The sequence below is a fragment of the Vibrio sp. 10N.222.47.A9 genome (genome assembly GCF_963872585.1).
In the GTDB taxonomy this organism is placed as follows: Bacteria; Pseudomonadota; Gammaproteobacteria; order Enterobacterales; family Vibrionaceae; genus Vibrio; species Vibrio splendidus.
The window spans coordinates 169,605-194,378 of sequence record NZ_CAWNBB010000029.1; the positions used below are offsets into that span (position 1 = coordinate 169,605).

A 24,774-nucleotide genomic window follows, 5' to 3' on the forward strand; every position below is an offset into this window, starting at 1 on the left:
CTTACTGAACTAATAAGTCAGTAAGCGGCCTTTTTGTTTTCTGATTTTTAAGGGCTGCTCTTCAGTGATTTACTTTTTATTCCGTGATTTACTATTGCGAGAATAGCTATACGAATTACTCTTCTGCGTAACCGTGATTGCCTAATACTTTACCGTCTAAGACAGCTTGCCCGTTTACCATCGATAAACGATCTTCGGCAAACCATTTACAGACCATAGGGTAAATGCAGTGTTCTTGAGTCAGCACTCGACTTGCTAACATGTCGGCATCATCATCTTCAAATACTGGCACCTTAGCCTGTAAGATCACAGGGCCACCATCGAGTTCTTCGGTAACAAAGTGAACGCTGGTGCCGTGTTCTTTGTCTTGCGCATCAATGGCACGCTGGTGGGTGTGTAGGCCTGGGTACTTAGGTAACAGAGAAGGGTGGATATTGATCATTTTCCCCGCGTAATGGCGAACAAACTCTGAACTCAGAATACGCATATAGCCAGCGAGTACGATTAGATCGGGTTGGTACGCATCGATCTGAACCATCAATTCATGATCAAACTCTTCACGGGAGTTAAATTCTTTTGGATTCACCGAGTGAGCGTCAACACCTGCTGATTTTGCACGCTCTAGACCAAAAGCATCCGCTTTATTTGAGAAAACGGCCTTAACAGAGGCGTCAATCGTGTGGCTGTCACAGGCATCCAAAATGGCTTGCAAGTTACTTCCGCTTCCTGAGACTAAAACGACGATGTTTTTCTTAGAGTGACTGTTATTCATAGAATGGCTGTTCTTCATAGAGTGGGTCATGCGATTGGTTAACTGAAGTATTTACAATGTACCTACATAAACTAAGGTTTTCTGCGGGCTAAATAGCAAAATGAGGACCATAAGGTCCTCATTGATTAACTAAGTAAGTGAGCGTATCACTTATTTGATTTCTACTTGCTCTTCGCCAGCTTCAGAGTTTGCGATCTCACCGATAACCCAAGCGTTTTCGCCTTCAGTTTTCAGTAGTTCAACAGCAGCGTCTGCTTGCTCTTTAGGTAGAGCAACAACTAGGCCTACACCACAGTTGAAAGTGCGGTACATTTCAAATGTTTCCACGTTCCCTTTCTCTTGTAGCCAGTTGAAGATAGCAGGCCATTCCCAGCTTTTTCCGTCAATCACTGCTTTAGTGCCTTCAGGAAGTACGCGTGGGATGTTTTCCCAGAAACCGCCACCTGTGATGTGCGAGATAGCATGAATGTCATGCTCAGCAATCATCTTAAGTGCCGATTTGATGTAAATCTTAGTCGGTTCTAGTAGGTGCTCACCAATAGTACGACCTTCTAGCTCTTCACTTTTATCAGCACCAGAAACTTCTAGAACTTTACGAATTAAAGAGTAACCGTTTGAGTGTGGACCACTTGAACCAACAGCGATAAGTGCGTCACCTGCAGCTACTTTAGTGCCATCGATGATGTCAGCTTTTTCTACGACACCAACACAGAAGCCAGCAACATCGTAGTCATCGCCTTCGTACATGCCAGGCATTTCAGCCGTTTCACCACCGATTAGTGCACAGCCAGCTTGAACACAACCTTCAGCGATACCAGAAACAACGTCTGCAGCTGTATCTACATCTAGCTTACCTGTTGCGTAGTAGTCTAGGAAGAATAACGGCTCACCACCTTGAACGATTAAGTCGTTCACACACATTGCCACTAGATCGATACCAATGGTGTCGTGTTTTTTCAGATCCAAAGCAAGGCGAAGTTTAGTACCAACACCATCAGTACCTGAAACAAGTACTGGCTCTTTGTATTTCGTTGGAAGTTCACATAGGGCGCCAAAGCCACCAATACCGCCCATTACTTCAGGGCGACGAGTGCGTTTAACAGCACCTTTGATACGGTCTACTAGTGCATTACCTGCGTCGATATCAACACCAGCGTCTTTGTAGCTTAGAGAAGAAGTATTACCACTCACGGGATAGTCCTCGAACTTAAGTTGGATGTGAAAACGGCGCTATTCTAACAGGGCTTGATTACCAAGAGCAAACGTTTGCGCGGTTTTTTTTATTAGAATAAAGATTCTGAAATAACCCCACAGTTCGTGTATAATCTACAGGTTTGTTTAAATATTGCCGGAGTTGGAAATGAAAGTTGTTGAAGTGAAACACCCGCTAGTAAAACATAAAATTGGCCTGATGCGTGAAGGTGACATTAGCACTAAGCGTTTTCGTGAGCTAGCGACAGAAGTGGGTAGCCTTCTAACATACGAAGCGACATCAGATTTTGAAACTGAGCGTGTGACGATTAACGGTTGGAACGGTCCAGTAGAAGTTGACCAAATTAAAGGTAAAAAAGTAACTGTAGTGCCAATCCTACGTGCTGGTCTAGGCATGATGGACGGCGTTCTTGAGCACATCCCAAGTGCACGTATCAGCGTTGTTGGTATCTACCGTGATGAAGAAACGCTTGAGCCAGTACCATACTTCAACAAGCTTGCATCTAACATCGACGAGCGTATTGCTCTAGTGGTAGATCCAATGCTTGCGACAGGTGGTTCTATGATCGCGACTATCGACCTTATGAAAGAGAAAGGTTGTAAGCACTTTAAAATTCTTGTGCTTGTTGCTGCTCCTGAAGGTATCGCTGCTCTAGAAAAAGCGCACCCTGATGTTGAGCTGTACACGGCTGCAATCGATGAGAAGCTAAACGACAAGGGCTACATTGTTCCTGGTCTTGGCGATGCTGGTGATAAGATCTTCGGTACTAAGTAATTCAGTTTCGGTGTAAGTTAATTTAAAAAGTTTTTAAACTTAACTGAACCTGCTTAATTAGCCGTATAAATAAAAGGGAGAGCATTCGATGCTCTCCCTTTTTTGATCTTGTTAGGTTGTGATTCTTTTGAATCTAGCCTTACCGATAAATTAATCGATTTGAGCTTTGTCTACTACGGTGTTGTCGCCTAATTCTTCTGGAAGGACTAGGTTAAGTAGGATTGCCACGATACCGCATAAGCTTACGCCCTGTAGGCTAAAGTCGCCGATGCCAAATGCCATGCCGCCAATACCGAAGACTAACGTAATACCCACAATCACAAGGTTGCGTGATTTGTGTAGGTCTACTTTATTCTGAATTAGAGTATTCAAGCCTACCGTCGCGATAGAACCGAACAGTAGAATCATGATGCCGCCCATCACAGGAATTGGGATCGTTTGCAGAAGAGCGCCTAGCTTACCTACTAGAGCCAGAACAATCGCTGTTACTGCTGCCCAAGTCATGATTACTGGGTTGAATGCTTTAGTCAGCATTACAGCACCCGTTACTTCACTGTAGGTTGTATTGGGTGGCGCACCCAGCATAGAAGCGGCAATCGTTGCCACACCGTCACCAGTAATGGTGCGGTGTAAACCTGGCTTCTTAAGGTAGTCTTTACCGGTTACGTTCGAGATAGCAAGCATGTCGCCCACGTGCTCAACAGCAGGTGCAATTGCCACAAACACCATAAAGAAGATAGCGTTGATGTTGAACTCTGGTGCAGTGAAGTTTGGTAGCGCTAACCAAGCTGCTTGAGCTACGGGGGTAAAATCAACTACGCCGTATACCAAGCTCGTTACGTAACCCGCAACAATGCCACCAAAGATAGGCAATAATTTAAGGAAGCCTTTCGAGAAAACACTGATGACAATCGTCACTAGCAATGAAATAGACGAGATCCATAACGCGGCGTCTGCATCGATAAGTTGAACCGCACCATCGCCGGTTTTACCTAGCGCCATGTTTACTGCAACAGGCGCAAGACCTAAGCCGATAACCATGATCACAGGGCCAACCACCACGGGTGGAAGCAGTTTATGGATGAAGGCTACGCCACGCACTTTAATCAACGCGCCCATTAAGACATACACAACACCTGCTGCCATTAGGCCGCCCATGGTTGCACCGACACCCCAAGTTTGAATACCAAACATGATAGGCGCGATGAATGCAAAAGAAGACGCTAAGAAGATTGGCACTGAACGGCGTGTAATAAGTTGGAATAAAAGGGTACCGATACCCGCGCCAAAGAGTGCAACGTTGGGATCGAGTCCAGTCAGTAGCGGCACTAATACAAGCGCACCAAAAGCTACAAACAGCATTTGTGCACCTTGCAGAGCATTCTTCATGTGATGTCCTTAAAAATGGTCGTTATATGAAAAGTGAAAAATAAAATTCGCGGGATTCTATCACTTAGCAATCGATTGCCACACCAAATAGATCAAATTTATTTATCTTAGTGATATTTTATATTCGTCAAAGCTCGAAAAATTCAGTTTATAAGTGAGCGATTTATCATGGCCAGGTGATATTTTGTGGTTATTAAACACAGTGGGCGCTATCGACCTTGCCCCTCAATCCATAGTTGCTTATCATCTAGGCACAAGATTTGAATATTAGGATCAGTATGCGCTACATAGCATTGTTGTTGATGGGACTATTAGCCTCTCCGAGTTATGCATTAACTCAAGTAGATATCTTTAGTGCTGAAGTTGCGATTAACGCTGAAAACAAACAGCCAGAACAAGTGGCAAGAAATACCGGCATGGAGCAGGTTTTGATACGTGCGACTGGCCAAACTGATGTCGCTTCGAATGAGACGATTCAAAAGGCGATGCGTAAGAGTTCGCAGTACATGTCTCAAATGAGTTTTGGTGAAAGCAATGACCAATCAACATTGCGCATGCGTTTTAACGGCGCTCAAATCCGTTCGCTACTGACTCAAGCACAATTGCCGTATTGGCCTGATACTCGCTCAAATATCCTTGTTTGGCTGGTGGAAGAACAGAACTACGACAAGAATATTGTGTGGGAACACTCCAACTCACAATTAGCGGCAGGTTTACAAGCCAACGCAAAAGAGCGCGGTTTGCCTCTAACGCTACCTGTGGGTGATTTTGATGACATTACGGGTATTGCGACCTCTGACCTTTGGGGTAGCTTTGTTACACCAATCAGTAAAGCGAGTCAGCGTTACCCGGTTGATGCTGTTCTGGTGATAAAAGCTCAATCTTCAGGTCTACGTTGGACTCTATACGATCAAAAACCAAACCAACTGACGAGCGCACCAAAATCGCCAGTCAGTGGTTCGCTATCGGGCAACAGCGCGACGACTTCTAAGAAACTTGTCGACCAAATCAGTAACTACTACGCAGGTAAAAGTGCGGTTACAGTAGCAAGTGAATCATCAGAGTCGATTTTAACGCAATTTATTAGCCTGAATAACGCACAAGACTTCTTCCAATTGGAGAATGCACTGAAGCGTTTAAACTCGGTGGCAAGCTTAGATATCCTTAAAATTCAAAACAACGAAGTGACTTTCCGAATTCACTTGTTGTCGACTCAACAAGAGTTTGAGCAAGAAGTGGAAAGCATTCGCCAAGTCGCAAAGGTTGAAGAATCTTACATTGAACCTGAAGTGAGCCCTGAATTTGAAACGCAAAACAACACCATGTCTGTAGGCGATGATTCAGCAGCTGTTACTGATACGACCCTGAACGATGGCGCAGAAGCGACGGCTAATGAAGCAGACCCAAGTGTTCAAGTCATCAAAGGTAGTGAGTTATCAACTGAAGCGGATGCTGAGCTAACGAATACGCCTGGCTCGGAAGAGCTAACAGTTGTTGCGCCAGTACATGCTAAGCCAAGCCTAGTATACGAATGGGTTCGCTAGTGATTGTCTTCTGACATGACCGATTGAAATGAATTCATGAAAAAAGCCCTGCAAGAGAAATCTCGCAGGGCTTTTTGTTTGTTGTCACTTTTTTCTATTGATACTAGATCAGGACAACTTAATTCAGGTTACTGCTCGAACTTAGCTTTCTCGGTCTTTTCTACTTCAGAAAGGCGCTTAAGTTTGATGCCTAATTCTTTGGCTCGAAAGCGAGTAAATAAGATATTGCCCGCGAAGCCTAGAGTCGTTAGAAGCAGTTCTACAGCCGCTAATAAGCGCTCGCCACCGTCTACATACAAAATAGTTAATGCGTGTAGGAAGTAGAGCATTAAGACAAAGTTCGCCCAAGCATGCGTATAAGGTTTACCTGCTAGAATGCCCGGTAATGGCAGTAACAGCGGTATAGCCCAAGCGATCGCAAGCGTTACATTACTTAGATGAGGGTGCGGCGAAAGTGTCATCTGCCAAGCAATCACCCAGAATAAAAGCGACAAGTTGCCCGCTAAAGCAAGGTAGCGGAATAGCTTGGTTGTGGGAGACATCGCCTTCTCTGGCATATACATCATTGAGAAATTCCCTTCTGGTTTATTGCGATGCGCGCTAGGCGTTTGCCTAGGTTTTGCGCCAACTCAATTTCATCTTTGCTTAATGAAGCGCTCTCTCCGGTACTACTCGCACCATAGGGTGTGCCACCGGTTTGAGTGGTGTGCAGCGCAGGTTCTGAGTAGGGGATACCCACCACTAACATGCCATGGTGAAGCAGTGGCAACATCATGCTTTGTTGTGTGGTCTCTTGCCCGCCATGCAGTGATGAAGAAGAGGTAAACACGCAAGCTGGCTTATCGATCAGATCGCCATTAATCCACAGTGATGTTGTGCTGTCCCAAAAGTGCTTCATTGGCCCGGCCATGTTGCCAAACCAAACCGGACTGCCTAGCGCCAAACCATCACAAGATCGAAGCTCTTGTAACGAGGCAATAGGATCGGTTGGTTGATAGCGTGAATCAGGCTGCTCTTCTACCGTGTACACGTCGTTCACCGTTCTTAACATGGCTTCACAGTCCGGGATGGACTCCACCCCTCGTGCAATCTGCCTTGCTAGAGCTTGTGTGTTGCCGTGGCGACTGTAGTAAAGAACAAGAATGTTGATGCTCATATCGGCTTACAGAATCTCTAGCACTTGCTCTGGTGGACGACCAATCTTTGCTTTGTTGTTCGCAACAACAACAGGGCGTTCAAACAGTTTTGGATTTGTCGCCATTGCTGAGAATAGATCTTCATCGGTAACCGATGCATCGCCAAGATTTGCCTCTTTGTAATCCGCTTCTTTGGTGCGCATCATTTCGCGAACACTGTCAAAACCAAGCTGCGTGAAAAGCACTTTAAGTTGCTCGATAGTTAAAGGCGTATCTAGGTATTTGATAACTTCTGGCTGTACGCCGTTTGCTTCAAGCAGTTCGAGAGTTTGACGGCTCTTTGAGCAGCGTGGGTTATGATAAATCACGACGGACATGGTTCTTCCTCATTATTATTTTTGATTTAATTGTTCAGTTGAAGCAATTGTTCAGTTGAAGCCACTTGAGTGGCTTCTTTACTATGTAACGTTGAGCTTTCTTTTTCTTCTGACAACGAACCGCTGCCAATAAATACACTTACTGTAACGACAAGAAGCGTTCACGCTGAATCATTAGTTGATCAATTCGGGCGTCGTAACGTGCTTGTTTTAGGCTGCCGAGCTCTGCGATTTGGCTAGCCTGCGTATAGTACTGAATCGCTTTGTTCCAGTTGGCTTGCAGTGCCAAGATCTCTGCACGAGCAGCCAGTTCTTCGTCGCTATTACCCAGGCTTGTATTTACTTTTGAAAGTAGGTGCCAGCCGTTGGTGTCGTTCGGGTTATCGTGCGTGTAACGTTGCAACACGCGAACGGCTTCCTGTAGGTCTTCATTTTCAATCAGTGCATTGGCGTAGTTAATGGTCAGAACTGGGTTGTTTGGTTGACGAACCAGTGCCGATTTAAGTTCCTTAATCGCAATCTCAGGCTGCTTCTTCTCGATGTGAAGATCCGAAATGGCATCTAGATAAAACAGGTTGGTTGGATCGCTGTTGATGAGCTTGGTCAGAATCGACTCAGCTTTATCTAATTTTTTAGAATCTAAGTAAACCAGTGCTTGGCCATACTCTAATGATGGAACCAAGGCTTTAGGTGCTTTCTTCAGCTTACGTTCAAACCAATCTAGAGCAGCATCATTATTAATGCCCGCATAGCGCGCGACAATGCGGGCTCTTGCTAGATGGTAATCCAGTGATGGGGCCAGTTTAAGTGGCGGATAGCTGCGAGCGCGAGCGCGTGAATCGGTGATTCGATCTTCTGGTAATGGGTGAGTCAGCAGCATTGGGGGTGGTGTGCTGGCATAACGGTATTCATCAGCCAAACGACCGAAGAAACGCGGCATCGCATTCACATCGAACCCTGCTTTCGCCAGTGTATTGATACCAAAGCGGTCTGCTTCTTTTTCATTACTACGGGTGTAGTTGATCTGGCTCTGCATGTTACCAGCGGTTGTGGCAGTTAGAGCTGCGATACCTGCTTCAGGTGCTGCAATGGCCAATAATACAGAGGCTGCTAGCGCTGCGATGGTTGCTGGAGAACGACGCGCTTGATCTTCCATACTACGCGCTAAGTGACGTTGGGTAACGTGCGCGATTTCGTGCGCCAATACTGAAGCCAACTCACTTTCAGATTGTGCATGCAGGAACAGACCTGAGTGCAAAGCAACATAACCACCAAAGAATGCAAAGGCGTTGATGTTGCGGTCTCGGATCATAAAGAACTGGAAAGGTGTCTTTACATCATTCGCGCTTGCGACAAGACGATGGCCAAGCGTATCAATGTACTGGTTGAGAACCGGGTCGTTTACGATAGGCTGGCTGCTTCTGATGATGCGCATGTAGGCATCACCATAGATAAGTTCTTGGTCGATAGTGAGGGTGCCGCCAGCAGCGGTGCCGATATCGGGTAGCTCCAAACTGTTGGTATTCGCCAACGTTGGGGTGCTTAATGTAGCTGCGATGCATAAGCAAGCAATTGAGCGAGCGCGTTTAAACATATTAGTCAGTAATACTCCGTTTCTTCTGACAGTAAGACAAGTGCAATGCAAATTGGTTCTTTATCTGATGTAACCTTTGCCGAGTGCGTGCGCTATCATGAAGGAAGATGAATGAATGATGGCGCGTTTTCAAAAACAGATTACAATACGACCCTTATAATAAGCATCGAGCTCAAGAATGACACCTAATATTCTAGATTTACGCCAAGAGCGCTGTCCAATGGCACTATTATTAGCCAAGCGTCACAGTGTAAAGTTAGAAGTAGGGCAATCATTGTCAATTTATGTCTCTGATAACAGCTCAATGAAAGATATTGTTACTTTTTTGTCTAAGCAAGCCTATGACGTCATCACTGAGGTTTGCTCTAATTACTATCACCTCCTCGTCACTAAAAAGGAATTGCAGTCAGATGCTTGAAATGGTCAATCGTTGGTATAAACGACGTTTCTCTGATCCCCATGCTGTCAGTTTGGTTGCCATCATTCTCTTCGGCTTTATTACGATCTACTTCTTTGGTCATCTCATCGCGCCATTGTTGGTGGCTATTGTATTGGCTTATTTACTTGAGTGGCCGGTTACCCAACTCCAAAGACTTGGTGTTCCAAGAACCCCTTCAGTGATGTTGGTGATTTTAATGTTCTTTAGCGTGATGTTGCTGGCGCTGTTTGGTTTAGTGCCTACCATTTGGGAGCAAGTGGGTAATCTCATCAATGATATTCCAAGTATGTATGGTGGCTTACAGAAGTTCATCGCGACCATTCCCGAGCGCTATCCTGAGTTAGCAAACTTGCAGATCGTTGAATCGATTGTGTCTAACGCGAAAAATAAAGCATTAGGCTTTGGTGAAAGTGTTGTTAAAGGTTCTTTAGCTTCTCTTGTGAGCTTGGCTACGCTTGCGGTTTACTTGATTCTTGTGCCGTTGCTTATCTTCTTCTTACTAAAAGATAAAGAAGAGATGATCAGCATGGCGAGTGGTGTGTTGCCTAAAAACCGTCGTCTAGCGACCAAGGTTTGGGTTGAGATGAACCAACAAATCTCGAACTATATTCGCGGCAAGGTACTTGAGATCTTGATCGTCGGTGGTGTCAGCTACGTGACCTTTGCGATACTAGATTTACGTTATTCAGCTCTGCTGGCTGTCGCGGTTGGCTTCTCGGTACTGATTCCTTATATCGGTGCGGCAGCTGTGACCGTTCCAGTTGCGATTGTTGGCCTGTTCCAGTGGGGATTAGAGCCTCAGTTCTACTGGCTGTTATTGGCTTACGGTATTATCCAAGCGCTAGATGGCAACGTGCTCGTTCCGGTTTTGTTCTCTGAAGCAGTGAATCTGCACCCAGTCGCGATTATTGTTGCGGTATTGGTGTTTGGCGGACTGTGGGGATTCTGGGGCGTGTTCTTTGCTATCCCGCTTGCTACGCTGGTAAAAGCGGTTTGGAATGCTTTACCGAGTCATGCTCTCGACGATGACCCTGAGCATCAATCGTAATTGAAGATCAATACAGTTAGTAAGTATTAAAAAGGCCGAATATCCATGATATTCGGCCTTTTTGTATTTGGCTTAGTCAATTGTGAACTTAGATCATCTAGGTATGAAATTAGGTCATCAATTCACTAGAAACAACATTAAGCTTCTGGATTGAAGTAGTCTAGAACCACTTCGTGGTGAGTCTTAGTCTTGAACTTGTTGAAGACGTGTTCAATCTGACCTTCTTCATCAATTAGGAAGCTAATACGGTGCAGACCGTCGTACACTTTGCCCATGAAAAGTTACCCTTGTGACTTTTATTTGATTAAATCTTTGATTTTTATATTAGTTGCTTTCAAAACAGATGTTTACGTTTGATGGAAGTGAATAAAATTCTTACAGAAATTTTTATCAAACTTTTTTGTGAGTCTCCCCTTCATCTACTGTAGTTTGTTTTCTCTTCTTGAACCAAGTAGCCAAAAGTATTATTTAGAAAGGTATCTTATTGATAGAACTCATTTTTATATAAAATTATTACTGCCTAATTACAATGATTGATATATTATTCAGGTGGCATATTACTAGTTTAAAAAATATATAATCAGGAGCGATTAGTAAAAATGAGTGATGGTACTTTAGGGAGTCATTGGTACAAATTTGACTTCCATACTCACACACCAGAGTCTTCGGACTATAAACAACCTGACGAATCTGAATTGGATTGGTTAAAGGCATTGATGTTAGAGAGTATTGATTGTGTTGCTGTAACCGATCATGTATCTGGTGGATGGGTTGATCGGCTTAAGTCAACTTATGAAGAGCTAGAGCAAAGTGCCGAATGGTACCGACCTTTAACTATTTTTCCTGGGGCGGAGATAACCGTTAGTACAAGTCAAAGCAGAATTCATTTACTAGCACTATTTGACCCTGATTGTGGCAGCGCAAAGATTACCGCAGTTCTTGGACAATGTGGTATTACAGATGGACAGGGAGATGCAGAAGAAACTTGCGCTACTGAGTCTGTTGATAAAGTAATTGATATCATTCACAACGCTGGTGGTGTTGCAATTCCTGCACATATTGATGCGAAGAAAGGTTTGTTAAATGGTATTAAAAATACGAACCAAGAAATTGAACGCTGGCTTAACAAGATTGAGGCGGCTGAATTTGTAGATTTGGATTTTCTTGACTCTGTCAATCCTGAGCTTAAGCAAGCCTGCGGTCATTTAGCCAAATTGCGTGGTTCAGATGCACATGACTCCACTCGCCTAGGTAAGCGTTTTTCTTGGGTTAAAATGAGCAGACCAACGATAGAAGGTCTAAGACTTGCCCTCCACGATAATACGTTTTGTATCGAAAATGGGGTTGATAACCCTAACTCGCTTCCAGATATCTACCTAAAAAAATTAAATATATCTCAGATGGTTCATTGCGGTCGCATCCCTGGTAAACCAGGGACCTTCAATCTGCATCCACTGTTTAATGCGGTAATAGGGGGGCGAGGATCTGGTAAATCGACTTTTATTGAATCTGTTAGGCTAGCTTTGGGTAGAGAAAATGAAGCGTCAGATCTAAAGGCGATTCATGACGATATTGCTGCCTTTAAAACTGGAGTAACTAAGGTAGATACAGAGGTATGTGTTGAGATTCAAAGACGTGATGAGACCTATCAGTCTGTATGGAAGCAAGGAAGTCTACCTTACATAAATAAAAAGCAAGGTGAGGAGTGGGAGCTTGATAACGGAAAACCAAATGAGCGTTTCCACGTTAGCCTGTATAGCCAAAAACAGATCAATGCTTTGGCAACAAATGCCAATAGTTTACTAGAGATCATCGACAGATCTGACGAAGTGAACTATTCAGCATGGAAATATATGTATGACAATGAGTTATCTAGGTTCCTGAGTCTTTGTACCGAAGCTCGTAAGTTAGATGTTCAACTTAATAATAGAGGGGCACTTGAATCTCAGAAAGATGATTTAAATAGTGATATCGATAGCTTTGAGCAAGGAGGGCACAAAGATATCTTTAACGCTTATCAAACATTTTCTGAGCAAAAACAGAAGGTTGATAAATCGGTTGGCACAGGTAATCTCATCAGCTCTATCGATGAAATCTTAGCTGAAAATTTTACAGAGTTATGCCTATCTGAAGAAGGTGAAGATAAGTCAGAGGTTGTCCTTGAGTTAGAAGCGATACATCAGGTATTTAAAGGCAAGTTATTGGGTGTTCAAGATGAACTAACTAGGCTTAAAGAGACCATAAACTTAGCCAAAGAAGATAGAGATAAATCTATAAAGCAATCGGCGTGGTTTGCAAATGGGTCAGATGCTGAGAGTAAATACCTAAAAGTTGTTGAAGAATATAAAGAACGTGGTGAAGAGCTAAACCCTGAGCAATATGAGCGTTGGCTGAATCAAAGAAATGAAATTAATTCTCAACTTGACGAGCTAGATACAGTTGAGAGTGAGCGCAACAAAAAGCGTGCACAGAGCAAAGTATCTTTACGCAACCTCTATGTTCTTAGACGCAGATTGCAGATCAAACGACAGAAGTTTATTAGTAAGGTAATCGGCGGAAGTAAGTACGTCAGGATGCATTTGAAGCCATTTGCGAGCAGAGCCAATATTGAAAGTCAATTTAGAGCTCACATAGGAGTTGAGTCTAGCTTTGCTAGCTCGATCTATCAGGATGACCAGCCCAAAAGTTTATTATTCGGTCTATATGAGACCGATGAAAGCTTTAAGGATATCGTCAAGAAGGCTGAAAAGCTCAAACTGGCTATTACGGAATTAGCTTCAGAAAGTGATGTGGATGGATATAAAGTCGATGGCCGCTTAAAAAACACTCTTGTGACTAGGTCTCAACAGCAACCAGAATCACTTGACCGTTTGATGGCATGGTTGCCTGATGACTATTTAGTGGTTGAGTACGCTAAAGATATTGATAAAGCAAAATTCGAAAATATAGAAAAAGGGTCGGCTGGCCAGAAAGCTGCTGCAATTTTAGCTTTCTTACTCAGTCATGGTGACAATCCAATAATTGTCGACCAACCTGAAGATGACTTAGATAATGCATTGATTTATCAGTTAATTGTTTCTCAGATTCATGAGAATAAAAAACGAAGACAAATCATTATGGTCACTCACAACCCTAATATTGTTGTGAATGGAGACGCTGAGTTTGTGAACGTTTTACATTTCAAAGCAGGGCAAGTACAAGTACTGGGTGCTGGAGGTCTATGTGAGAAGATTATTAGAGGGCATGTCTGCGATATCATGGAAGGTGGTGAAGCAGCATTCGATAAAAGATATCGTAGGCTAAGGCATTTCTAAGCTCAAAGGCCAATTCAAGAAGGTTGGTGTTTCCAGTTTTAGGAGTACCCCTTCTGATTTTCTTACATGCACGAGAAGCGCTTGTGTTTATGGGGTTATACCCCAACTTCTATTGTCGTTATACTATATATTCTAAGGTTGTATTATAAATGTCATTTAGGGTAAAGAGCTTTTATGTTGAAAAAGGTCATTTTTCAACGCCTGTGGTAAATTTGTCAAAAAATGAGACTACAAATAATGAAAACTATTTCACCGTACTCATTGGTAACAATGGAACTGGAAAGAGTAGGTTTTTGGTTAACCTTGTCGACTCTTTTAAAAATATAAATGAACGTAATAGCAGAGTTGATTTCAATTATGGTTTGGAATACGAAATTAACGGTAATACGTACAATATTGAAAAAAACAGAAAACAAAAAGTACTAGATAGATTTGATATCAAGGAAGAGTTTGAAACATCGGGAGGAAGATCTCCAGATAAAATTATAGCCATTACAACAAGTTTATCAGACAAATTTCCAGTAGAAAAGAGAAACGAAAATAAGGATTTGGAACTTCGTAAAAAGGATAGTTATTCATACCTTGGAGTAAGAAGTAGGACTGGTGCAGCTTCGAATAGAGCTTTAATGGATAAAGCTATGTCAATCATGATTTCTAGTATTAATGATTCTAGCTACAATGAAGAATATAGAGATATATTTGACTATCTAAACTATGAACCAGTGTTAAAGCTTGAATATAGAGTTGTCCTTATAAATAAAGATCTTTCATATATAGATAGACTAGATTTTAGGGATTTTAAAGAGCTGATTCGGTCACGAGCTGAGAATAGAGGTGGTTTTAGACAGAGTTCAGTAATACAGATGTTAGAAACCAAAGACGATAGTTATTGGGAGGAGCTAGCTGATGGATACTTTTTCATATTAAATAATGTAAATTCTAGTAATAAGAGAAGGGTGTTTACGATACTGCTAAACTTTTCACTGGAAAACATTAATCGAGAAATGGATGACTTTGGTATAGATGAGTTCCGATTTTATAAGATTTTAGAGGAGCTTCGTAGGTTTGAGCTAGTAAGAGGGCCTGAAATTAAATTATACAAGAAAGGTGGCGGAGAGTTTGACTTCAATGATGCTAGTTCTGGTGAGGCTAGCATACTATCGACTCTGATTGCTTTAATTCCTGAGCTAGAAGATAACTCTTTGGTTGTGATTGATGAGCCTGAAATAAGCCTTCACCCTTCTTGGCAATATAGATATGTAAACTTATTAGATAGAATTATGACAAGAAAATCAGGTTGTCACATTTTTATTGCAACGCATTCTCATTTTATAATTTCCGATTTGCCTATTGGTCGCTCCTATATTGTGCATTTAAAAAAAGGAAAGAAATCTTCTATTGAAGTTGAATATATTGAGCAAGAAACACAAGGGCTTTCTGCTGAAGATATACTACTAAACGTCTTTGATATGCCATCCACTAGAAACTATTATTTATCTCAACAAGTTTCGGAGGCTCTTGAAATATTGGCAAGCGGTGAAAAGAAAAATAGCCGATATAATGAGCTAGTCAGTAAGTTTAAAGATTATATTCCAAATATGAACAAGGCTGATCCTCTTTATGATGTGTTAAATAAGCTTGTTAATTTAGGTGAGTAATTGTGGTAGATAAAATAGCTATACCCTATAAGCTTTCTTTAGATGATTTAAAGAATATTAAGAGTTATTTTAATGATCATAATGATTGGGGTAATGATAAATTTAATGACTTCAAGGCTAGTGTTATCGAACACTTAAGAATACAACAAAATAATAATTGCTGCTATTGTAAATGGAAGCTCGGTTACGACATAAAAAATGTAGATATTGAACATATAATACCTAAGTCAAAATATAGCGAGTTTACTTTCAACCCTAAGAACTTAGCGTTATCTTGTCCTGGCTGTAATACTTCCAAAAGCTCAAATAATGTTCTGCATAAGCCAATTAAGCGATATCCAAGAAGCGGAAGTAATATTATGATTATTCATCCTCATTTTGATGACTATGAACAGTGTATAGAGATCCATGATGGTGCTATTTACGAAGCAATAGATGATGATGGAAAAGGCTGTGACACTATCAAAATATGTAAGCTTCATAGAATGAAAAAAGTGCTAAAAAATATGAAGAAGTCTAATGCAGAACAATCACCAATCAAAAACTTGGTTGAAAATTTACGTTCTGCTACGCAAGAAGACCAGCAAGAGTTTATGAATCTGCTTGGAGAGCTTACTAATAACTTTCAAGGAAATGTGGGAGATTAGCTAGTCTTTTAGAAGCTACTGTTAATAGTTTGTCTAAACTACGCCAGACATAGTTTAGTTATGTTTTTCAAGAAATGCAGCAGCTCAGGGAGTTGAGTTGTCAATTTTCTGGTAAGTAGTGAAGAGTCTCAACTTATCAAAGATATAAAATATTCAGCAACTTTGTCGCGAAAAGTTCTCCCACCACCTGTTGCATTTATCCAGTATGTCTTTGTTGAGTCTTTCTTAAACGCTTTGCAGTTAGCCCAATGAGGCGCATCTTTACTGTAATCAAGCTGAGCGAGAGCATGCCCTGCTTTGTAGTAATCCGCAAGAGAGTAATTTAAATGGGTACGAGCGTGGAAGATAACTAGCCCGAGTGCCTGCCAAACCTGCATGGAACGGTGAAACCCATTGCTATGTTCTTTAAAGGCTTTACCTAACCCGTTAAGCCAACCTTCCATAAAGTTTGTGATTTGAGGTGCTACCTTCGCTACTAGTTCTTCAGTAATTTCAGTTCCATCAGAAAGTTGTTTAGGGAGTTGCTTCTCTATTCTTAGATTACGCCCCCCCAGACTTCCTAATATTATGTATATCAGAGTGTTTTGAGTTGTAATGTAACTATCTGATTTCGTAATTTTGCTACTGTTAGATACACCACCAAATGCATCTAAGTTTAGACTAAACTTTAGTTCTTCAGCGCTGAGTAACAGAGGCGATTTTGGGGTGCGGCTTATTGATATGGCTTGAGTGTATACACTTTCATCAAGACTGTTAGTATCTACGAATAGTTTAGATATCAAGTCGTCATCAAAGTAGCCTCTTTGTGAAAAATAAATACTTAGTTGTATTTCCATCTCAAGGAGAGCATTGGTGTAAGTCGGAGCCAAAGGGAGGCTATTTTTTACTTTGTTGGTGAAAGGGTTGACCTTTCCTAAAAGCTCACAAATCGCGCTAATGAGGTGGAACCCCTCAATTAAGATCACGCTTCGTTTATTGAATGACAGCTCACTGTAATCATTAGAGATATTATTCTCTTTATTATGGCCATTAACAATAATTGTTGCTCTAAAGACCTTTGTTGGTGTCTTTTCAACGATTGACTGTCGAATTGCTTCGGATAGGTTGTGCGTTCGTTCGGCATTTATTGAACGTTCAAAGCTGGACGAGATGCTATCAAAAAGAGGGTGTACATCAGGTAGGAGCGAGTTCAGCTCTTTAATTTTGAGCACAGTATGAAGTCTCGCCATACCGCAAGGTGAGCTTGTTTCACGCAAACCACTCACCAAAATATCATCAACTGTATCCATGCACCCTTCTTAAGATATTGTTTTCTAAGCATGATACAAAAAATTTTGATAAACCTCTTGAATGGGGCGTCGCCCCGATCAAGAATGATCACGATTTTATAGCAGAAGGTGAGAGTAATGATTAAAAGTCGTGATAAAAAAAGATTTGGTCAAACAACAAAGCAGGTATTCGGGAATGTAACGAACACAGGATTTAATGGTGTCTACACGATGTCTACTGTGATGCCTCTTGAGGATTTGCTGCGTACTTGTGCCTTTGACCTAATTCCACAGCACCTTCGGAGTGTTTATAAAGAAATTCAACGCACAGTGACACCTCAAAGAAGGAATGGATTTGAGGACTATTGTTATAAACACTTGAGTCAATCTACATCAATTGGAGGAGTTATTCCGCCAGTATTGATTGGGTGTATGTCTGAAGTGGAGGTCGAGTTGTCAGAGGATCCTCGAATTAATGACTCGTTGATAGTTCACCCAGAGAATAACTTTGTTGTAGATGGTTTAAATCGCCTGTCTACAGTAGCGACTGTTCTGGGAGGATACGATACAAGCTTAATCAAAAAGTCTCCTGAAACCGATGCTCGCCTAAAACGTAGAGTAGAATTGTCTACATTGCTTCCTACTCTCTCTATCCAAGTTGTGTTTATTTTTCGAAGAGACCGAGCTATGGGGGAAGATGACTTTTCACAAATTTTCGCCGATGTTAATGGGCAGCAATGCCCAATGAGTACTAACAAACTGATGAAACTTGCTCGAACAGATGAGGTCGTTGAATTTGCGAAAGAAATTGGAGCTCTTCCAATAGTTACTTCTCATGGAGGTATGGCGAAAGACTCTAGCCGTGTGACGGATAAGAGTGATTTTATCATTACTCTCAATACCTTAACCCGTTTCGTTTTGGGGGCTCTTGGCGGATACAAGCTGCAAACTAAAGTGCGTGGTGTAAGAGAGATGCCTGATGGATCTATGTTGAGTAATAAACATATAGAAAGCGTTAGAGAAGACCTATTGATGTTTTTTGATACATGGATAGAACATCAAGGAGAGCGTTATTCTGAAGATAGAAACGGGTTCCAGTTAGTAACTACGCTTGTTCAGGCTTTAGGTCTAGTTTTTTATAAGATCTGGTGTACTTTCGAAGGATTGTTACCTGCTGAGAGGACAAACTTAATCTATCAAGCTGCAAAAAAGTTAGGGCAACTTGATTACTCAAGAAGCGCACATCACTGGAAAGATTGCGAAGGGCTTTCTGAAGATAATGGGAGCTATAAGGTAGCGACAGGTGGTGCTTCCTCTCGTCGATTTTTTGCGATTCACCTGTGTATGAAGATTGGTGTTGCTTATGAATTATAAAATGAATCTTGGTGGTTTGGTTTACTTAGTTTTCTATTTAAGATTCGAGTGATTTACTTTAGTAGCAGAGTAGTCTTATAGAATATTCATACTGTCTTATAATGTTATGTTACAATTTTCACTATCAATGCAGTGCATATGGAAGAGAGAAATTGGATATAAATAAGATACTTGAGCAATCTATGAGCCTAGAACATCAGATTTTTATTAAGTATGGCTTGGTTAGCCACCCAACTGAGGAAGATATAGCAAAGTGGTATTATCGAACACAAGCAAATATAGCTGATTGTATGGAGCCAGAGCAAGCATCAAGAAAGGCTGCCTTCGACGTATTTGATATCGACCCACGTATTCTTAGGAAGTCTCAAGCAGACACCATTGAAGCTTTACTTTTAAAAGCTAAGCAACTCGTTGAAAGGAATTCTAATAATGACTGATGATAACTTGGTTAAAGTTGGGATTGCTGTAGGTTCATTTCTGTTGGGTGCTATCTTGTCTCGATTCACAATGACTAAAAAAGAAAGATTTGATGTTAATGCCAAAAGGCAAGAACAATCAAATCAACTTGAGTCAGAGGTGGCTTCTGCTTATAAGAATTATATTGAGTCACTATCTAAGTTAGATAGAAAAGAAAACATTACGGTTGACATTTTTATTAAAGTTGAATCTGAAGGAGCTGCATATTTTCAAGCTTTGAACAGCTTAGCAAATTCAATGTTATCGTATAATACTGAAAAAGAAAGTGCAAAAAACTCACATGTTCTCAAGGTTAAAGATGGTTATGAGCGAATTATTCCTGCTCATTATGAAACGTTAAAATCCCTAGCGCGAGAGTGTGATATTCCTTATAAAGGAGAATTTATGGAAGTTAATTATGCAAGTATGAAAAAAGTAATATGCAAATTTAATTGAAAAACTAAAAGTATAATAGCTGCTTTATAAATTTATGATAAGGGTTCAATAAATGTCAACTCGTTGGTCAAATAAGGATCAAAAGTACCTTAATATTATTAATTATATTGTTATTACGCGTGAAGGTGAAATTACAGTATTTAATCAGTATGATGTCAACATTGTTGAAAAGACGAATATATTGGAAAAAATATGTACCCTTCCTAAAGATTTATCTGAGCTATTTTATGATAAAGAACACCTGATTAGTAATAGAATAAGTGGTTTGTTTGATGGTTATAGTGTTAAATTATTGAATAGGTGTTGTGATGTGAATTTTTCTCCATTTGATATTAATATTGTATTTATAGATTCTGTTTCTGACGTCAGTATGATAGATCGCAACGTAATATTCATATCAGATGAGCTTGAAACGGACTTAAGTAATAAAATATGTAACATTAAAGATATAGATAGACAAATACTTATTATATTAATTTCTGAGGTAATATCAAAACTAGATAAGTCTAAAAGAGATTATTTTAATGAGTTAAAATCCGTATGTTCTTATGATGAAAAATCAGAGTTTATCGATTTTGGTGAGACATATGTAAGTAATGTTTATACCAAATCAAATTTAGGTTTATTGAGCTCAATTAAGAATGAATATGGCTATGAAAAGTGTGACTTTACTTTAGACATAGAAGATCAAATGGAGCCATTTAATCGCATTCTTTTCATTAAATCACATATAATGAAAACTCTCTATCCACCAACTATACTTCCTCAAGTAGACTTCTTAATTAGTGACATGTCTAGTGATTTTGATGTTATTTTTAAAAGTGATAGGAGATTATTCCAGCGCTTTTTAGATGGAAAGTTATTAGATGAAGCTATTGAATTAATAAAAAATAATGCAAGGATAAATACCTCATCAAAAAATAAGTACTCGGCTGAGTATTATAAAGAGAGGATGTTTATAGAATCCCTACTTTCATTGCGTTCTGCAAGTTACTTATCCATTAACATGAAGTTAGATCTGCCATTTTCATCAATTTATAAAAAAATACAAGATATTGGTTTACTTGACAGACTAGTCAGAAATGACTTGGTAAATAAGGCGATGCTTAGCCTTATTTATGAATATAAAAAAACTACCAGTAATTGGTTTAGTTACTTAGATGAGAAATTCTCTTCTAATATTAAAATAATTTCTAATCTTCCTATTGAGTGGTCTTATCATGACGGTTTACCTTTGATGGTTAGACATGAGACAAGCCGAATACCAGTATCACCTGGTGATGTCGCATCTAAATTAATATTAGACTCAGAGCAAGTGATTTTAAGTATTGATGGATTCAAAAAAGTTAAAGTTATTAGTTCATTTTCTAATGATGATCCATTAAAAGATGACTTGAGATCAAAGATTAAATATATAGAAAAACAATTAGATCTAGACAATGAAAAAGTTAAAAGTCTTATCAGTAGTTGTAAATTAAAGAAAAAGATTGACGTTAGTTTAGGTAGTTCTCCAGACATTGAAGTTGCTTTGGATTGGAGCAATGTCTCGACTCGCGAGGAGTTGATAGAAGTATTGAATGAAAATGAATCAGCTATTACTATATTTGACTTACATGGTGCTCATAATGAAAATGAAATCGGAGTAATAAAACTTAAAAACGAAGTCGTCTCAATTTATGACCTAATTGGTAAGGTGAAGGTTTCTCCTATTGTCATATTGAGCTCATGTGATACCAGTCCAATAGATAGAAATCACTATACTACGGCTAACGCATTTTTTTTAGCAGGTGCTAAAACAGTTTTAGCCAGTGCTTTACCGATTATCAGTCATGAGGCATCAGTTTTTATTACTAGATTACTATTGAGAGTTAAACACTATCTTCCTAAACGTTTAGAAGGAGATAGTGGAGTGAGTATCAGGTGGTCAAGTTTTGTCACAGGAATGATTCGAAGAACTTTTTACAGTGAATTTCTAAACCATTTACAAAAGAATAGCTTATTGAGTGCTACCGATAAGAGTAACTTGATGCTTGAGATTGGATTCTACCTTGATCCACTTAACAGTGATTGGCATGAGGAAATCATAAGTACAATTAGTTCAAAAATAAAAATTGAAGTTACCCAGGTTAAACAGCTTCTTGAGGAGGATTTTATGTTACCAGAGTGTTTAAAGTATATTCAAATGGGAAATCCTGAATCAATAATCGTTGCTTCGAAAAGCCATATTCCATTATAAAGTAATAAATCTAGCGCGCTAGCTTATTGAAATTGGCTATTATATCGGGCTACTAAACTGTATTGGCCAATATTAATTATCAATTGAATTTTACTTTAATATCAATGATTCATCAACTATCTGTACACCAATCCTCTCCTCAAGTGATCTAATCAAGCTATTTATCATGTCAGGAAAATCTGATTGATAATTGGTTATAATACTAATAATATCGTTGCTATCGAGAGGGGATAGTATTTCCAAAAAATAAGTAGCATTTTGGTACGTCACCCTATTGGCTTTCAATGATATTTCAATGATGTTCTTGTAGTAACCAACCTCTTCATTTCTTGGGTGCTTTGAAATGTCATATAAAAAGGAATTAAACGTGTTTTGGTCTTGTCTTGAATATAAGTTGAATAGGTTCTCTATAAAACTAGTAGGGAGTCTATCTAACATTTCTTTATAAACGTTATACGCAGAGTTGATACCATAAACATCAATTACTGTATTGAAGATATTTTCACAAAATACTTTAGGCTTAAATCGACTAATTTGATTTTCAAGGTAAGCTTTTGAAGCCATTTTCTCTTGGATAGATGAAAGTACGCGTTTGTCATTTGTATGCTCGAAAGCCAACTCAGTCCAACCTTCTAGGTCATCATTTGAATACCTAATATTTAAATATAGTATGCAGTCTATAAATTTAAAATCATACTGATCTACTTTACCCATTATTTCTATTTTGTTTATATTCTTCCATTTAGAGTACTCTTTCATGAATATTCTGAAGTGATAATAGCCCAGCATATAAGGTGAACGGCGAATCATACTCATAACGCTTAAAATTCCATGAGGCTTAATATTAGACATTGCGAGAATAAAATCTTGGGTTGCCATTGGTTGCATTGGCGATCCTAGCTTTGACATCAGAATATCTTCAAGCGAGCAGGGCAAGTTATCAATCAGGCATAGTGCCCTAAGAGGTGGAATCATATGGAGGCCAGCAAAGCTATCAGGTAAACTATTAATAATACGATCCAATATACCTAAGCCCTTTCTATTTGCTATAGCTGACCAACCTAGATCTGAATATTTTTCACTCTTTGAGTTAATCCATACTTCAAGTTCATGGTCACTAAGCTCGTGCACTAAAATAGAAAACAAGTCAGATTTCTCGTGGAATTTTATTGGTGAATCAAATAGATTATTTTTAAGTGGAAGAATATTTTCTATAGAGATTTTCTTGAGTAAATATATGAAATAACCTCGTTTTTCCTCACTCATTTGATAAAAGTCAGTAACTATTTTTTCTATCAGTAATTTGTCACTACACTCATATAAGACGTCTAGGAGACTAAACACTAAGCTTCCAGCTTTACTAAAATCTGCTATATCATCAATATTTGCATATATCCATTTCGCAAGGTCTATGTTGTAACCCAGGTTGGAAGCACTTCGTAATAAGTAGATTAAGTCAGTTCTATCGATAGACTTAAAATCGGTTTCGAACCATTTTGGTAATTCTCTTGATGAAGAAAAGTAAAGCCTAGCAGCCTGACTAAGCTCAATGTTGCCTTGTAGATATTCATACTCACTCCACTTCGCCCATCGTTCTGACTGTGTATTCTCAATATGGTTAACTATTAAATAAGGTAGTTTTTTATCTTTTAGGTATCTTAGTAATATAGATCTATTTATCCATAGGAAGTCATCATTGATTACTTCCTGTATGGTGTTTAGTCTACAATGTAACTCAATTAAGCTATTTATCTTATCTATAGCAATAGGAAGCATTCTGTCTTGACAAGATATGAATACGGATTTTACGGCTCGTAATATTTCATGACTTAATGAAGATGATAGTTTTTCTTTTATCTTATACTCAAGAGCTTTCCTAAATTTTTTATACTTGACGTTTGATGTGGTCTCTTTTAGAAAATATGATGCTAAGATGATATCTAGATCTACTAGTTTAATTAGCTCATTCTCATTTGGTATCGGTAATAGTGATGACCCAAGAGATATATATAAATATCTTCTAAGGTTTAAGTCATGGTAAATATGACTTTTATTCTCATCCCAATTAAAGAGAGCACCACAGCCTATTAACCATTCCCAATATGAATCATGAATTGGGGAAATGTAGTTGTTTTTTTTACTCAAAACTCCTAACGATCTTATGTCTCGATCAATTTGCTTACCAGTGTTCTTCTTGTAATTTAATTTAAAATTAACTGTAAATTCGGAGTAAGTGCTTAATTCATGTTTTTGGTAAGAATTAATCGTTGTTTCTGATAGCGATTTAAGGATGTCTATTGGAGATGAAAAGCTAGCAGTTATATGGAGGAAGTATTCTTGAAAGAGCTTGGAGATATTACTTACTCTACCACGCATAGATACATACAAAATTAACATTAGTGGATAACATAATACTTCAGAGATGTTTGCTGATGTATTATTAGTATTTAAATTACTCTTTGATAAGTAGCTGTTAACTTGCTTTATATCGAGAAGTTCTAGCTCCCAATATGTAGCGTTATTGATTATGCTTAAAGGCCTTGAAGTTATTATAGACGTTGAGTTAGATAGTAAACTCAGTATTTTTCGTATTTCACTATCCTGTTTTACGCCTCCAGAAATATCATTTAGTCCATCAAGGAAAAATACTAGATTTTCAAATTTAACAATGTCTTTAAGCCCATTCCCAGGAGAGTATTCGTTGATGAAATTATTAATCTCCTCTAAAGAAGGAAAGTCTTTAATAGGAATGAATATTGGGATTAAGCTGTTATGCTCTGCTAGATTTTTCGCAATTGACCAAAGGACTGATGACTTTCCAGCTCCTCCGTTGGCTAAAATTATGTTAGTTCCCAGTGCTTCTTTCGAAAATTCATGTGCTTTGATGTGAATTTTTGTACCGTCGAACTCGCGTGAAATAGTTCTCTCACTTGCCATGATAGGTAAATGATCAGACTGGCTTTCTAGCAATTCTCTTTCTAGGTCATTGGGCTTAAATTGATGTAATAGTGTATTAGAGAGAAGTGATAACTGTGACTGAGAAATAGGAGAAGGCTGTTGTTCTAAACCATTTGAAATT

Annotated in this window: 20 protein-coding genes and 1 pseudogene; 11 read left to right on the forward strand and 10 right to left on the reverse strand. The window is 39.4% G+C overall.

Annotation, left to right across the window (positions count from 1 at the left end; genetic code table 11):
• Nucleotides 1-115: 115 nt before the first annotated feature.
• Nucleotides 116-802 (reverse strand): phosphoribosylglycinamide formyltransferase, encoded by a 687-nt coding sequence (gene purN, locus AACT19_RS08125; RefSeq protein WP_099426121.1) that lies wholly within the window; start codon nt 800-802, stop codon nt 116-118.
• A 120-nt stretch (nt 803-922) separates the two neighbouring features.
• Nucleotides 923-1,963 carry a phosphoribosylformylglycinamidine cyclo-ligase gene (gene purM, locus AACT19_RS08130; RefSeq protein ID WP_076645957.1) on the reverse strand — a complete coding sequence of 347 codons (1,041 nt, stop codon included), beginning with the start codon at nt 1,961-1,963 and terminating at the stop codon, nt 923-925.
• Between the two features lie 169 nt (nt 1,964-2,132).
• Between purM and upp the strand changes: the two genes are divergently transcribed.
• Nucleotides 2,133-2,759, forward strand: coding sequence for a uracil phosphoribosyltransferase (gene upp, locus AACT19_RS08135; protein WP_004734318.1), 627 nt, complete (start codon nt 2,133-2,135; stop codon nt 2,757-2,759).
• A gap of 150 nt (nt 2,760-2,909) precedes the next feature.
• On the opposite strand, the gene AACT19_RS08140 is transcribed toward upp, so the two are convergent.
• Nucleotides 2,910-4,148: a uracil-xanthine permease family protein gene (locus AACT19_RS08140; RefSeq protein WP_017079426.1), complete on the reverse strand. Its 1,239-nt coding sequence runs from the start codon at nt 4,146-4,148 to the stop codon at nt 2,910-2,912.
• 278 nt (nt 4,149-4,426) lie between these two features.
• Between AACT19_RS08140 and AACT19_RS08145 the strand changes: the two genes are divergently transcribed.
• A complete protein-coding gene (locus AACT19_RS08145) occupies nt 4,427-5,692 on the forward strand; it encodes a DUF2066 domain-containing protein (RefSeq protein ID WP_076645958.1) in 1,266 nt (421 codons plus the stop codon).
• A gap of 128 nt (nt 5,693-5,820) precedes the next feature.
• On the opposite strand, the gene AACT19_RS08150 is transcribed toward AACT19_RS08145, so the two are convergent.
• The 4 genes from AACT19_RS08150 to AACT19_RS08165 form a co-directional block, all read right to left on the reverse strand.
• Nucleotides 5,821-6,258: a DUF2069 domain-containing protein gene (locus AACT19_RS08150; RefSeq protein ID WP_004734315.1), complete on the reverse strand. Its 438-nt coding sequence runs from the start codon at nt 6,256-6,258 to the stop codon at nt 5,821-5,823.
• The gene (wrbA, locus tag AACT19_RS08155; RefSeq protein ID WP_017096173.1) at nt 6,255-6,848 is read right to left on the reverse strand and encodes an NAD(P)H:quinone oxidoreductase; all 594 of its coding nucleotides are present in this window, start codon (nt 6,846-6,848) and stop codon (nt 6,255-6,257) included. Before wrbA ends, AACT19_RS08150 begins: the two co-directional genes overlap by 4 nt.
• 6 nt (nt 6,849-6,854) lie before the next feature.
• The gene (gene arsC, locus AACT19_RS08160) at nt 6,855-7,205 is read right to left on the reverse strand and encodes an arsenate reductase (glutaredoxin) (RefSeq protein WP_017086244.1); all 351 of its coding nucleotides are present in this window, start codon (nt 7,203-7,205) and stop codon (nt 6,855-6,857) included.
• Between the two features lie 139 nt (nt 7,206-7,344).
• Nucleotides 7,345-8,799: a beta-barrel assembly-enhancing protease gene (locus tag AACT19_RS08165; protein ID WP_076645959.1), complete on the reverse strand. Its 1,455-nt coding sequence runs from the start codon at nt 8,797-8,799 to the stop codon at nt 7,345-7,347.
• Between the two features lie 178 nt (nt 8,800-8,977).
• Between AACT19_RS08165 and AACT19_RS08170 the strand changes: the two genes are divergently transcribed.
• Together AACT19_RS08170 and AACT19_RS08175 are read left to right on the forward strand one after the other, a co-directional pair.
• Nucleotides 8,978-9,217, forward strand: a complete 240-nt coding sequence (locus tag AACT19_RS08170; protein ID WP_004734311.1) for a sulfurtransferase TusA family protein — start codon at nt 8,978-8,980, stop codon at nt 9,215-9,217.
• Entirely contained in the window at nt 9,210-10,286 is a 1,077-nt protein-coding gene (locus AACT19_RS08175) for an AI-2E family transporter (protein ID WP_009847379.1), read from the forward strand. Before AACT19_RS08170 ends, AACT19_RS08175 begins: the two co-directional genes overlap by 8 nt.
• A 137-nt stretch (nt 10,287-10,423) precedes the next feature.
• Here AACT19_RS08175 and AACT19_RS08180 read toward each other — a convergent pair.
• A pseudogene (locus AACT19_RS08180) lies at nt 10,424-10,564 on the reverse strand (thioredoxin-dependent thiol peroxidase); the annotation flags it as partial.
• A 321-nt stretch (nt 10,565-10,885) separates the two neighbouring features.
• Between AACT19_RS08180 and AACT19_RS08185 the strand changes: the two are divergent.
• From AACT19_RS08185 to AACT19_RS08195, 3 genes are all read left to right on the forward strand, one after another.
• Nucleotides 10,886-13,600, forward strand: coding sequence for a TrlF family AAA-like ATPase (locus AACT19_RS08185; protein WP_076645960.1), 2,715 nt, complete (start codon nt 10,886-10,888; stop codon nt 13,598-13,600).
• Between the two features lie 149 nt (nt 13,601-13,749).
• Nucleotides 13,750-15,258, forward strand: a complete 1,509-nt coding sequence (locus tag AACT19_RS08190; RefSeq protein WP_076645961.1) for an AAA family ATPase — start codon at nt 13,750-13,752, stop codon at nt 15,256-15,258.
• Between the two features lie 2 nt (nt 15,259-15,260).
• Entirely contained in the window at nt 15,261-15,905 is a 645-nt protein-coding gene (locus tag AACT19_RS08195; protein ID WP_076645962.1) for an HNH endonuclease, read from the forward strand.
• A gap of 128 nt (nt 15,906-16,033) precedes the next feature.
• Here AACT19_RS08195 and AACT19_RS08200 read toward each other — a convergent pair whose 3' ends face one another.
• Nucleotides 16,034-17,194: a hypothetical protein gene (locus AACT19_RS08200; protein ID WP_242658933.1), complete on the reverse strand. Its 1,161-nt coding sequence runs from the start codon at nt 17,192-17,194 to the stop codon at nt 16,034-16,036.
• A gap of 117 nt (nt 17,195-17,311) precedes the next feature.
• Between AACT19_RS08200 and AACT19_RS08205 the strand changes: the two genes are divergently transcribed.
• The 4 genes from AACT19_RS08205 to AACT19_RS08220 all read left to right on the forward strand — a co-directional run bounded on the left by AACT19_RS08205 (nt 17,312) and on the right by AACT19_RS08220 (nt 21,695).
• Nucleotides 17,312-18,547 (forward strand): DNA sulfur modification protein DndB, encoded by a 1,236-nt coding sequence (locus tag AACT19_RS08205; protein WP_076645963.1) that lies wholly within the window; start codon nt 17,312-17,314, stop codon nt 18,545-18,547.
• A 152-nt stretch (nt 18,548-18,699) separates the two neighbouring features.
• Nucleotides 18,700-18,984: a hypothetical protein gene (locus AACT19_RS08210; protein WP_076645964.1), complete on the forward strand. Its 285-nt coding sequence runs from the start codon at nt 18,700-18,702 to the stop codon at nt 18,982-18,984.
• On the forward strand, nt 18,977-19,459 hold the full coding sequence (locus AACT19_RS08215) for a hypothetical protein (protein ID WP_076645965.1): 483 nt from the start codon (nt 18,977-18,979) through the stop codon (nt 19,457-19,459). Before AACT19_RS08210 ends, AACT19_RS08215 begins: the two co-directional genes overlap by 8 nt.
• 52 nt (nt 19,460-19,511) lie before the next feature.
• On the forward strand, nt 19,512-21,695 hold the full coding sequence (locus AACT19_RS08220; protein WP_076645966.1) for a CHAT domain-containing protein: 2,184 nt from the start codon (nt 19,512-19,514) through the stop codon (nt 21,693-21,695).
• 90 nt (nt 21,696-21,785) lie between these two features.
• Here AACT19_RS08220 and AACT19_RS08225 read toward each other — a convergent pair whose 3' ends face one another.
• Nucleotides 21,786-24,665, reverse strand: a complete 2,880-nt coding sequence (locus tag AACT19_RS08225) for an NACHT domain-containing protein (protein ID WP_131825221.1) — start codon at nt 24,663-24,665, stop codon at nt 21,786-21,788.
• Nucleotides 24,666-24,774 lie beyond the last annotated feature (109 nt).